Genomic DNA, 12451 nt, shown 5'->3' with positions numbered 1-12451 from the left:
TAGAGTCTTTGAAAGGGATAAGCGTGTGTGCAAAATCACAATGCCAAGATCTATATCTATGCCAACCGTTATAAGGATATCAGGATTTAGTATCCTCATCTTGATTTTATTTATTAATAGTTCAGCTGTTTATGCGGCAAGAATTGTTGCATTAAATATTAAGGGAGCAATTGGACCAGCTACAGCAGACTATATTGTTCGTACTATTGATAATGCACAGCATGCGGATCTGATTTTAATTACTCTTGATACCCCTGGTGGGCTTGATGAAGCAACGCGAACTATAATACAAAAATTTTTATCATCCAAAGTGCCTATCGTTACTTATGTAAGTCCAAAAGGTGCGCGAGCTGCAAGCGCAGGCACTTATATACTTTATGCCAGCACATTAGCTGCTATGGCTCCTGGAACACAATTGGGTGCAGCAAGTCCTGTGAGTTTAAATGAACTAGGATTTGTAGATGAGAGTGATGCAAAAAAACAATCAACAAGAAAAGAAAAAATGACCAATGATGCACTGGCAACAATCCGTACTTTAGCACAGTTAAGAGGACGAGATCCTGTTTTTGCACAAAAAGCAGTTTTAAATGCAGCGACATTAACTTCAACAGAAGCTTTAAAAGAAGGAGTAATAAATTATATTGCAGCTGATGAAAAAGATTTGTTATCGCAGTTGAATGGCATAGCTGTGATGCAGAATGGTCAAAAAATAATATTAAATACAAGTAATCCCCAAATTGAAGTTATTAATCCGGATTGGCGTACACGCTTTTTATCATTGATTACTGTGCCAACGTTAGCATATCTTCTTCTTTTGCTTGGAATATATGGTATTTTCTTTGAATTAGTAAATCCAGGACATGTATTGCCAGGGGTAATTGGCGCTATATCTTTATGCATTGCCCTCTATGCGCTGCAATTATTGCCAATTAATTATGCAGGCTTTTTCCTTATTATATTAGGTCTATTCTTTATTATTGCAGAGGCATTTATGCCTGCGTATGGGGCATTAGGCAGTGGTGGTACTATAGCTTTTGTTCTCGGTTCTATTATGCTATTTGATACTCATAATGAAATGTATCAAATAGCTTGGTCTGTGATATGGGCAATGGCTTTAGTGAATATATTGCTTTTTATAGTCCTATTAGGTGTCGCTTTAAAAGCAAGACGCCAAAGTGTTAAACATGGATTAGATGTTTTGGTGGGAGCCAAAGGCAGAGCACTTGGTGATATTGATCAAGAAGGGCAGGCGATTATTCGCGGAGAAATCTGGAGTGTTCGTTCCCAAGAATTTATCGCAGCGAATAAGCCAATAAAAGTAATCAAAGCATCGGGTCTTGTGCTGGAGGTTGAAGAGGATTTGAAGAGTCAAGGAGAGTAAAATGGGTCCCTTTTTCATAATTATTTTAGTATTAGCTATTATGTTCTTAGCCTCTGCAATTAAGGTTTTTAGAGAATATGAGCGTGGTGTTGTATTTATGCTAGGACGTTTTTGGCGAGTCAAAGGTCCAGGATTGATTATTGTTATTCCTATAATCCAACAAGTAGTACGTGTTGATTTACGGACCATAGTGATGGATGTGCCAAGCCAAGATGTAATATCCAAAGATAATGTTTCAGTAAGGGTAAATGCTGTTTTATATTTTCGAGTAGTAACACCAGAAAATGCGATTATCCAGGTGGCGAATTATTATGAGGCAACCAGTCAGTTAGCACAAACTACCTTGCGTTCAGTTCTGGGACAGCATGAATTGGACGAAATGCTCTCTGAACGGGAACGATTAAATAGTAATGTTCAAAAAATAATAGATGCTCAAGCAGACAATTGGGGAATCAAAGTTTCAAATGTTGAAATTAAACGAGTAGATTTGGATGAAAGTATGATAAGAGCGATTGCTCGACAAGCTGAGGCAGAACGTGAAAGAAGGGCCAAAGTGATTCATGCGGAAGGTGAATTACAAGCTTCAGCAAAATTATTACAAGCAGCGCAAGTTTTAGCACAACAACCTCAGGCCATGCAATTACGTTATTTACAAACTTTGTCTCAGATAGCGACTAACAATAATAACTCAACTATAATTTTCCCAATGCCCATGGAATTAGGAGATATTTTAGCGAATATGGCAGCAAAAAAATAAACGATATCCATTAGGAGTTGTTAGAAATGCAAGTAGTGTTTTGCTGAAAATTAATAAAAAGTTCGGCGTGGTTTTAGGAGAAATGAAATTTTAGTAATAATGCTTATTATAGGTAACAAAAATGCGTAAGAAATTACCTCAATTAGTTTAAATAAAAACTTTTTTTTTCCTTCTGCCACTGCATAACGCTCGCTAAATTTTTTAAAAAATGGCCAATCAGCAATTTTAAAACCGTTTGCTTCTTTATACCCCATAAAGAAATAACCTGTAAAATATCCATAAAATTGAAGAAGTTTATTAGGATAGAACACATAACTAGCTGCTGCTGAAGCTTCAAGATAGGTTGTATAGTGCCAACAATTCTTCGGCAAGAATAGCATGTCTCCAGGTTCAAGAATGATATTATATCCCTCCGCTTGATTTAATCGCGGAAATTGATGACATAGCGCATCCCATGGGTAGCCAAATTCAATTAAGCTATCACCAATATAGGGTAGTTTATAAATATATTTGTTTTGATCTTCGGTAAATAATAAGAATTGCTTTTTTCCACTTAAACATAAGTGCAGAATACAACAATGTTCTCTGTCAAAATGTATCTCTGTATGAGCACCTTTACCTCCGAGAAAATAAGCCACTTTTAATTTCTTATTAAAGTATCTTGGGCGCAGTGGAATTTTTTGCCAAAGCGGTACATGATTTTCAATCTCAGCAGAAAGTTGTCTAGGGAGAATGAGTCCAAAAATTCTATAGGCCATATTGTTTTTCATTTGCTTTATTACGGTTTCATAATTGTTGGATTGATAAGACTTCCAAAGATTATTTTCGTAAGTATCATACCCAATTTCTCCACACAGCAGTTTTTCAAAATAATCTAAATTGTATTTTTCACTAAAAGATTCAATTTTTAATACGATGGGCTCTTTTGAGCGATAAAGAAGTTTTTTGAGACTTTCTTCTTGCCCATATTGATAGTCAATTTCTTGAATTTTTTTTATTTTCACTTCTTAACCTTTTGAATAAGAGAATAAAAATGATATTTCTGACGTTGTTTTCCTTTTATTACTGAAGGAATTATGAAATTCATATTAATAAGTATAAGCAAACATTCTTTCGTTTGTGTAACATTTATGATAGAACTCATTCTTTTGATGAGTGATGAGGTACTATTGTGTCAATTAAATCAGATAAATGGATAGAAAAAATGGCGCTGGAACATGGAATGATAGCTCCATTTCAGCCAAGACAAATGCGTGAAAATGAAAATGGACGAATTATTTCTTATGGTGTATCGAGCTATGGCTATGACGTTCGTTGTGCAAATGAATTTAAGATTTTTACTAATATCAATTCCGCTATTGTCGATCCCAAAGCGTTTGATGAAAACAGCTTTGTTGATGTACATTCCGATGTATGTATTATCCCACCCAATTCATTTGCTTTGGCAAGAACAGTAGAGTATTTTCGTATCCCACGTAATGTTCTCACTATTTGTCTTGGTAAGTCTACTTATGCACGTTGTGGAATTATTGTTAATGTGACTCCTTTGGAGCCCGAATGGGAAGGGCATGTAACTTTAGAGTTTTCAAATACTACAACGCTACCTGCAAAAATTTATGCAAATGAAGGTGTGGCACAGATGTTGTTTTTAGAGGCTACAGAGGTTTGCGCTGTTTCATACCGTGATCGCAATGGGAAATATCAGGGGCAAACGGGAGTGACTTTACCTAGAGCTTGATTAAAGTTAAATGATTTGTTTGTGTATGAATAAAGAGCCCCCTTGAGCGGTGACGCACAGGAGGGCCAGTAGATCATCAAGTTGGCCTGTTACTCTTCGGGCAGCTCATACTTATCGCGTGAAGCATCAACGCGCTCACGTAATTCTTTTCCTGGTTTGAAGTGAGGACTATATTTGGCTGTAGTCACTACTTTTTCCCCGGTTTTGGGATTGTGAGCATTGCGTGGTGGACGATAATGAAGAGAAAAACTACCAAAGCCTCGAATTTCTATTCTCTGATTTTTAATGAGTGCTTCACTCATTAATTCAAGTATTCTATTTATGCCATCAGCTACTTGTTTTTCAGTAAGATGCGTCATTCGAGCAGCGATGTGTTCAATGAGTTCCGATTTAATCATACCCACCCCTTGTTGTCGCATGTTTCAAAGTCTGCCACCAGTAACGATTCGGCGCTGACAATTGTTCCATACTTATAAGTATAGACGGGTAAAAAATTTATTCAATATTTTCAAGACAGTTAGTTAAATATGTTTTTCGAGTATGAATATAAGCAGAAACGACTCCCCAGCTCATTTCTACTTTCGTGTGTCTCAGCAGTCTAAAATGAGTACAAGATAGGGGTTTACTGATTGTAATTATTGTGTTGAGGTGTGGCAAACGATCGATTTTAGAACATAGTTTTTCCCAGGTTGGACCAAAAAAGGCAGTAGAGTTAATGAAAATAATCGTTGCATCATTTAAGTTTGCTTTGAGAAAATCACCTAAAATAAACTTAATTCTCTTTGCTTGTTCTTCATATTGTGTCAATGCCGCTAATTGTTCTACTTGCTTGCAGGAGTGTAAATACAATTCGGGAAATAATTCGATACCAATACTTTTATGTACCGAGAATACCATACTGCAAGCAAGTACTGCTTTTCCTGTTCCAGATCCTAAATCATAAAAGACGGTGTTTTCATTTAGATCTACTAGCGATAACAGTGCGATAAATGAGAAAAATTCAATTTCACCATAAGAATACTCCATTGCGTCGTGTCTTCGTCGCGCATTTTGCGATAAGATAAAACCATTGGATGTTTGATAAAGTTGATGGAAAATTTGTGCATGCTCTTGTAGATTTAACGACTCTTGCCAATGTTTGATTTGAAAGTGTCGCTTTTTATGATGAAAATAAAATAGAGGTACTAGGAACACAAAAAGTAGGCAGAAATAAAGTGTCAACTGGCTCAAGGTATGTCCTTATAAATTTAAGCTTCTCGTTTAATCCCATTTTTTCAATAAAGCGGTAACTGACTTGCTATATCACCACTACACTCTTCCGCCTCATTTACTTGCACCTTATCTAAAACTTAGTAGATGAGCCTATATCAGGATTTCTTTGTGAATAAGTAAAATTATTGTACGCAGTATAAAATTATAGTATTAAGTGCTATTTTATTATTATAATTTTATTTTAGAAATAAAGTTGAGTGTAAAATTATATTTCATGATGTATATTAGTTAATATTTCCTTAATTTTGATTCATTAGAATGGAGATATATGGGGGTTGGAGAGAGCATTATGAGACGTTCGGGTGGTTTTTTTAGTAATAAAGCACAGGGACATAAGCCGCGCGGAGAAAATGGTTTTATTAATGTAGGCAACGAACAGTTCCATGCTGGAGCAGTGGCTTTGATTGATGCTTTATATAGCCCCCAGCGTGGTAATGACGCAATTTTGAAAAAGATATTAGAGCGTTTTTATCATTATTTTCCTAGATATATAACGAGCCAACCATTTTTAACGCTGCCAGAGCGGATGGGAATATTACTTAATAATGCTCGCAAGTCAGAGATTGTTGAGTGTATGGCTTATGTGTTACGCCAGATCACTATCGATGAACTATGTGCTCATCCTTTAAAATATCGTGAAGTATTTGATGGATTTAGTGCAGAGACTGTAAAAAATTATTTACGTGATCCTAAGACTAAACTCCCTGCGAGTGCTTTCAATGCTCTAGCTCAGGCTCTTGGAATTACGATTACCTTATCTTTTAAAGAGCCCGGAAAGGAACTGAGAAAAAGAGAGATATACGTTGGCGAAGAAGAGTCTGGGTCTGCTAAGCTTGATTTGCTGATTCAAGTTCAAGACGATAAGTATTTTCCTGCTGTAAAACATAAAGAAGATTTTGCTTATGTTGGCCAATTAGCAGTTAATGTACCTAAGCCTGTTGAAGACATAAGCGAACAAGAAGGAACGCTGGAGGATGTGTTTAAACTGATTGCACAAGATAATAAAGAGTTATTGCAATCCTACGAGCAATGGCGAAAAACTATTTTATCCATGGTTTTTGCTGATGAGTTAACTTGTGAGCAATTAATCAGTCTCTATATTACTTTTTTACCGGTTCAATCATCCAGTACTTCATTATCATCCACATTAGATCGGTTGAGAGCACCAGTAATTGCCAATATACCAGTTGAACAAGAGCAACATACAAAAGAATTATTAGCTAACGCGATAGCTGGTTGGATTAGTACAAAGCAGATCGAACCTGATATCCTGTTTGCTCAAATAGAAAATCAATCTGTAGCCGCATTAAGGTAATCCACTTGAATTCAAGTACCGCGGAGTTCTGAACCCCGCGGCAAACCAATTTTAGAGATACAAAGTTACATTATTTTTTATATCGAACTGTTTCTTTAGAGCGTTAAATTAGGATCAGAGAAATCCTTGTGTTTTCATCCACTCATCATTGGCAAATTTAGACATATAATTACGAATTGAGTCCGGTAAAATGACCAGGCATTTTTGTCCCTTACTTAAGGATTTTGCGGCTTGTAGTGCAGCCCACATCGCAGCACCAGAAGAGCCTCCTACTAATAGGCCTTCTTCTCGAATTAAATCTCTTGCTGTTTGAAATGAATGGACGTCATTAATTTTAATATACTTATCGATTAAATGATTATTCAAAACTTCAGGGAAGAAATCATAACCTATGCCTTCTACCTGATAAGACTTGACTTCAGTTCCACCACCAAGAATGGAGCCTTCCGGATCAACACCAATGATTTTAATAGAAGGGTTATATTCTTTAAGACGTTTTGCGATACCAGTAATAGTGCCGCCAGTACCTACGCCTGCAACAATCATGTGTAAGTCTTTACCGAAATCATCAATAATTTCTTGGGCTGTACCTCGATAATGAGCGTTAGGGTTATTAGGGTTAGCATATTGATCAAGGATATATGAATTAGGGATTTCTGCCTGTAGTCTTTTCGCTAAGGAAATGTGGCTTTCGGGATCATTATAAGCAGCTTCAGTCGGGGTACGATAAATTGTTGCTCCTAAGCGTTCGAGCACCGATTGCTTTTCTTGGCTCATTTTTTCTGGCATGGTGATAATGACTTTATAGCCAAGTACGGCTCCTGCCAATGCAATACCTATTCCTGTATTCCCAGAAGTGGGCTCTATAAGTGTATCGCCTGGTTTAATGAGTCCATCTCGTTCAGCATGAACAACCATCTCATACCCAATACGATCTTTTACGGAGCCTCCTGGGTTAAAAAATTCACATTTGGCATAGAGCTCACACTCTAGATCACGACCGAGGCGATTAATTTTTACAACGGGAGTATGCCCAATGGTCGCAAGTATGTTCGAATAAATCATATTGAGTCCTTGATTGAAGAATAGGGATTTTAATTATAGGGCTTTTAATCGAAAAAAAAAATTTCTTACAGTATAAGTGGTGATTTTAATTTTTTTAATCTATATTTATCTTCTACTCACTAAAACAATAAAAAAGCAGGGAGCTCACTATGCCAAATTTTAAATCATTAAAATGGTGTTTTGGAATCGCTTTATCTTTGGGGCTATGTGCATGTATGGATATGCAACGCTCAGAGCAAACATATCCTCAATCTTATGAACCTATGAATAAAACGGAGAAGCAAGCGGTCCAGAAAGCAAAAGCGCAGCAAAAAACTTATGCTTCAAAAGATCCCACGCAACAAGCGACCCCTGGGCCTACTCGTAAAGCAGCACCCCAACTTCCTGTAATTCAATAATATTCAGTACTTCATAGCCTTTCTGCTTATAGGCAGAAAGGCAAATATTCGTGAGGAGTCTTTACTTCCTAGGATTTTCGGTAGAATTAATGAGGTGATGTCATTTCTTCTGGTTTTACAAATTCAGCAAATTGTTCTGCAGTTAGAAAGCCGAGCTTGATTGCTGCTTCTTGCAAAGAAGAATTATCCTGGTGTGCCGTTTTAGCAATTTTAGCTGCTTTATCGTAACCAATATGCTGATTCAACGCAGTGACTAACATTAACGAATGATGTAAATAGTAATCAATTATTTGGTGATTAGCTTCAATTCCTTCAGCGCAAAACTCTTGAAAAGAACGACAAGTATCAGTCAATAAGTTAAGAGAATGAAGTACATTCAAGATAATCACAGGTTTAAATACATTCAATTCAAAATTACCTTGGCTATCGGCGATACCTACAGTGGCATCATTACCTAAAACTTGAGTGCAAACCATAGTCATGGCTTCACATTGAGTGGGATTTACTTTCCCAGGCATGATGGACGATCCAGGTTCATTTTCGGGTATTGTAAGCTCGCCTATACCACATCGAGGTCCTGAGGCTAACCAGCGAATATCATTGGCAATTTTCATTAGGGCGCAAGCAAGAGTTTTCATTGCACTGTGAGCAAAAACTAAAGCCTCATGGGATGCAAGAGCGGCAAATTTATTAGGAGCACTGGTGAACGGAAGTTTGGTGATTTGAGCAATATGTTCTGCTACTTTGGTGGCAAATTGAGGATGAGTATTTAAGCCAGTCCCTACTGCAGTTCCTCCTGCTGCCAATTCATATAATTCAGGTAACACATCCTCAAGCCTTTTTATACAAGCGTCAAGTTGAGCAACATAACCTGAAAATTCTTGGCCTAAAGTTAGAGGTACTGCATCTTGTAAATGAGTACGACCAATTTTAACTATATCTTTAAATGCGTTCATTTTAACTGCCAAGGCATCACGTAAATTTTTTACTGCAGGGATTAATCGTTCATGAAACGCAATGGCGGCAGCAATATGCATGGCTGTTGGGAACGTATCATTTGAAGATTGAGACATGTTTACATGATCATTCGGATGAATGGGCGATTTACTGCCCATGATTCCACCTGCTAATTCTATGGCGCGATTTGAAATGACTTCATTTGCATTCATATTTGATTGAGTACCACTGCCTGTTTGCCATACATGTAAAGGAAAATGTGCATCCAACATTCCTTTACTGACTTCCTCCGCAGCTTGAACAATGAGATCCGCTTTTTCTTGTGGTAATTTACCTAAATCAAGATTAGTGAGTGCAGCCGCTTTTTTTAGAATCCCAAAAGCGTGAGTAATTTCACGAGGCATAATGTCTTTGCCTATGTTAAAGTGATGTAACGAGCGCTCAGTTTGTGCCCCCCAATATTTATCAGCAGGAACAGTAATTTCGCCCATACTGTCGGATTCAATACGTGTTTTACTCATGATTGTTAATTTCCTTAGCCCGTTTGATGAAATAAAAAATTCTATCATATGGGGCAAAAATAAGTAGGGTCTGTTCACAATTCTACTTTCTTGACCCGAATTGTAAACAGATCCTAATTTTTGTTATAGTGCTGTTTTAGTACGAATTCTAATTATACGTGCCTGAGTACAGGGGCTTCTGTTAACTTTGATCCTGCTTCACTTTGGCAACGAAAGAGAACAAAAAAACCATGAGAGCAGTACGTATTTATCAGCCAGGCAACTACGACACTGGCCAGTTATTAGAATTGTCTCCAGAAGCCAGTCAACATGTTGGAGTAGTTTTGCGTATGCAAGTTGGTGAGCACCTTACTTTATTTTGTGGTGATAATCGCGAATTTGATGCAACCATAGAGGCTGTGAAAAAAAAACAGGTTATTGTCGTTTTAGGCTCGATAAAAGACACAACTCGTGAATCACCTTTAGCGATTCATTTGGCGCAAGCCATTTCCAAAGGGGAGCGTATGGAATGGGTGATGCAAAAAGCAGTCGAATTAGGTGTGGCCAGCATCACTCCCATTATTACAGAACGCTGCGTGGTCAAATTAGATAAAGAGCGAATGACCAAAAAACTTCATCAATGGCAGGCTATTGTAATTGCTGCTTGTGAACAATCGGGGCGTAATCAAGTCCCTACAGTCCATTTACCTATTGCTCTAAGCCGCTATATGGAAGAAGTTCAAGCTGGATTAAGATTAATTTTGCATCCAGGAGGAACTAAAACTTGGCGTGATTACGCCATTGGGACATCAGTTATTGCTTTGCTTATTGGACCGGAAGGTGGATTAAGTGAGCAGGAGGTTCACTATGCAGGTAAGTATGGGTTTCAGCCACTCTCTTTGGGTCCAAGAATTTTACGTACGGAAACTGCGGCAATTACTGCATTAAGTGTGTTGCAAGCAGTGGGTGGTGATCTATAATAGGTAAGTTAACGAATTTTAACCAACAGAGGTTTACACATGAGCGATCTTATTAAAACGATAACGGATGCAAGCTTTGAACAAGATGTTCTGCAGTCCAATAAACCTGTATTAGTTGATTTTTGGGCTGAATGGTGTGGTCCGTGTCGTGCATTAACTCCTATATTGGAAGAAGTAGCTGCTACTCATAGTGAGCAAGTAACGTTTGCCAAAATTAATATAGATGAACATCCACAAACTCCTGCAAAATATGGTGTGATGAGTATTCCTACATTGATTTTATTTAAAAATGGTCAAGTTGAAGCAGTTAAGATGGGCTTGCTTTCAAAATCCCAATTAAGTGCTTTTGTTGAGAGCCACGTTTAATTTTTTATTTTTCTATATAAAAATGTTGTATCTTTTAGTAAAGCTGTGATAGCCTGTTTGCAATATGTGATATACTAACACTATATCACATAGGCAGCATTGAATCCTTAGCTGCTATTCTTATTAAACATTTTCCCGGATATTCAATTCGTTTAAACAACCAATCAAGTGAGAAGTATGAATCTTAGTGAACTTAAGCAATTGCCTATTGCCGATCTCTTTAACATCGCACAAGAGATTGGTGTCGAAAATCCTTCCCGTATGCGCAAACAAGAAATTATATTTGCCATTCTTAAGGCCCACGCTTTAAAGGGTGAAGACATACATGGTGATGGTGTTTTAGAAGTATTGACTGATGGTTTTGGTTTTTTGCGTTCTGCCGATGGTTCTTATTTGGCGGGCCCTGATGACATTTATGTATCACCCAGTCAAATCAGACGTTTTGGTCTACGTTCTGGCGATACTATTTCAGGTAAAATTCGTCCTCCCAAAGATAATGAACGTTATTTTGCCTTATTAAAGGTTGATGAAATCAACTATGATTCACCTGATAGTGCCAAACGAAAAATTTTATTTGAAAACCTTACGCCATTATTTGCTACAGAGCGATTGGTGATGGAGCAAGGAAATGGTAGCACTGAAGATTTGACCGCACGAGTTGTTGATCTATGTGCTCCTTTTGGTCGAGGCCAGCGTGGCTTAATTGTTTCTCCACCAAAAGCGGGTAAGACTTTGATGTTACAAAACATTGCTCGTTCTATAGAGAAAAATTATCCTGAATGTTATCTCATCGTTTTACTGATTGATGAGCGTCCAGAAGAAGTGACTGAAATGCAACGTTCCGTGAAAGGTGAAGTGGTTGCCAGTACTTTCGATGAACCTGCTAACCGCCATGTGCAAGTTGCGGAAATGGTTATTGAAAAAGCGAAGCGTCTGGTTGAGCACAAACGTGATGTGGTCATTTTACTGGATTCGATTACTCGTCTAGCACGTGCTTACAATACGGTGATTCCTTCTTCAGGTAAAGTTCTTACTGGAGGTGTTGATGCTAATGCGCTGCAAAGACCTAAGCGTTTATATGGTGCTGCACGTAATATAGAAGAAGGCGGTAGCTTAACTATTATTGCTACGGCATTGGTTGACACGGGTTCGAAAATGGATGAAGTGATTTATGAAGAGTTCAAAGGAACCGGTAATATGGAAATCCACTTGAGCCGTAATATCGCTGAACGTCGCGTTTTCCCAGCAATTAACATTAATCGCTCAGGAACTCGTCGTGAAGATCTATTATTGAGTCCAGAAGATCTGCAACGTACATGGATATTGCGTAAAATTCTTCAATCTATGGATGAGTGTGATGCAATTGAATTCTTACTTGAGCGTATGAAAAACCATAAAACCAACGCAGAATTCTTCGATGCAATGAAACGCCAAGAGTAACACATTCACTGGACCTCGAGGATACCTAAGAGTTTCTTAATCACATCGTTGACTACACCCCTATGGAATGTCCGCGGAGTCCAGTTCTTTAGCACAGTGCTCTTGGATTCTGCGCACAAGCCGCGGAATTTCAAAGAGTAGAGTTAGACTGGGTTTTTTAGGGATGTGTAAGAAGATTCAGGTAGAAAATCCAGGATCTCATTTAATGTGAGTTTGATATAAAAAATAAACGTCATTTTTTATATCAAGTTGATTTTATTTAGAATTTTATTGGCAGTGATA

General features: G+C 37.7%; 13 protein-coding genes. 8 read left to right on the top strand and 5 right to left on the bottom strand.

The genetic code is table 11. The features are described from left to right. Positions 1–58 precede the first annotated feature (58 nt). Positions 59–1381, top strand: a complete 1323-nt coding sequence (locus Lgra_RS05855) for an NfeD family protein (RefSeq protein ID WP_058498334.1) — start codon at positions 59–61, stop codon at positions 1379–1381. A 1-nt stretch (position 1382) separates the two neighbouring features. Then, the gene (locus tag Lgra_RS05850; RefSeq protein WP_058498333.1) at positions 1383–2138 is read left to right on the top strand and encodes a slipin family protein; all 756 of its coding nucleotides are present in this window, start codon (positions 1383–1385) and stop codon (positions 2136–2138) included. 50 nt (positions 2139–2188) lie between these two features. Here the strand turns inward: Lgra_RS05850 and Lgra_RS05845 are convergent, their stop codons facing one another. Next, positions 2189–3142, bottom strand: a complete 954-nt coding sequence (locus Lgra_RS05845) for a cupin-like domain-containing protein (protein WP_058498332.1) — start codon at positions 3140–3142, stop codon at positions 2189–2191. A 167-nt stretch (positions 3143–3309) separates the two neighbouring features. On the opposite strand from Lgra_RS05845, the gene dcd reads away from it, so the two are divergent. Next, positions 3310–3876: a dCTP deaminase gene (gene dcd, locus Lgra_RS05840; protein ID WP_058498331.1), complete on the top strand. Its 567-nt coding sequence runs from the start codon at positions 3310–3312 to the stop codon at positions 3874–3876. 89 nt (positions 3877–3965) lie between these two features. Here dcd and Lgra_RS05835 read toward each other — a convergent pair whose 3' ends face one another. Then, positions 3966–4274 carry an integration host factor subunit beta gene (locus Lgra_RS05835; protein WP_058498330.1) on the bottom strand — a complete coding sequence of 103 codons (309 nt, stop codon included), beginning with the start codon at positions 4272–4274 and terminating at the stop codon, positions 3966–3968. Between the two features lie 97 nt (positions 4275–4371). Next, positions 4372–5106, bottom strand: a complete 735-nt coding sequence (locus Lgra_RS05830) for a class I SAM-dependent methyltransferase (protein ID WP_058498329.1) — start codon at positions 5104–5106, stop codon at positions 4372–4374. Positions 5107–5437: 331 nt separating this feature from the next. Between Lgra_RS05830 and Lgra_RS05825 the strand changes: the two genes are divergently transcribed. Beyond that, positions 5438–6463: a hypothetical protein gene (locus tag Lgra_RS05825; RefSeq protein WP_058498709.1), complete on the top strand. Its 1026-nt coding sequence runs from the start codon at positions 5438–5440 to the stop codon at positions 6461–6463. A gap of 114 nt (positions 6464–6577) precedes the next feature. Here Lgra_RS05825 and Lgra_RS05820 read toward each other — a convergent pair whose 3' ends face one another. Continuing rightward, on the bottom strand, positions 6578–7528 hold the full coding sequence (locus Lgra_RS05820) for a pyridoxal-phosphate dependent enzyme (RefSeq protein WP_058498328.1): 951 nt from the start codon (positions 7526–7528) through the stop codon (positions 6578–6580). A 149-nt stretch (positions 7529–7677) separates the two neighbouring features. Here Lgra_RS05820 and Lgra_RS05815 point away from each other — a divergent pair, with 149 nt between their 5' ends. Next, positions 7678–7926, top strand: coding sequence for a hypothetical protein (locus Lgra_RS05815; RefSeq protein ID WP_058498327.1), 249 nt, complete (start codon positions 7678–7680; stop codon positions 7924–7926). An 86-nt stretch (positions 7927–8012) separates the two neighbouring features. Here Lgra_RS05815 and fumC read toward each other — a convergent pair whose 3' ends face one another. After that, a complete protein-coding gene (gene fumC, locus Lgra_RS05810) occupies positions 8013–9404 on the bottom strand; it encodes a class II fumarate hydratase (RefSeq protein WP_058498326.1) in 1392 nt (463 codons plus the stop codon). Between the two features lie 230 nt (positions 9405–9634). Between fumC and Lgra_RS05805 the strand changes: the two genes are divergently transcribed. The 3 genes from Lgra_RS05805 to rho all read left to right on the top strand — a co-directional run bounded on the left by Lgra_RS05805 (position 9635) and on the right by rho (position 12169). After that, positions 9635–10363 carry a 16S rRNA (uracil(1498)-N(3))-methyltransferase gene (locus Lgra_RS05805; protein WP_058498325.1) on the top strand — a complete coding sequence of 243 codons (729 nt, stop codon included), beginning with the start codon at positions 9635–9637 and terminating at the stop codon, positions 10361–10363. 39 nt (positions 10364–10402) lie between these two features. Continuing rightward, a complete protein-coding gene (gene trxA, locus Lgra_RS05800) occupies positions 10403–10729 on the top strand; it encodes a thioredoxin (protein ID WP_058498324.1) in 327 nt (108 codons plus the stop codon). Between the two features lie 177 nt (positions 10730–10906). Continuing rightward, a complete protein-coding gene (rho, locus tag Lgra_RS05795; RefSeq protein WP_027272008.1) occupies positions 10907–12169 on the top strand; it encodes a transcription termination factor Rho in 1263 nt (420 codons plus the stop codon). The last annotated feature ends 282 nt before the right edge of the window (positions 12170–12451 follow it).

Source organism: Legionella gratiana (assembly GCF_001467695.1).
Taxonomy (GTDB): Bacteria; Pseudomonadota; Gammaproteobacteria; order Legionellales; family Legionellaceae; genus Legionella; species Legionella gratiana.
The sequence above is the reverse complement of the archived record's forward strand: the minus strand, read 5'-3'. Positions and strand labels throughout refer to the sequence as shown.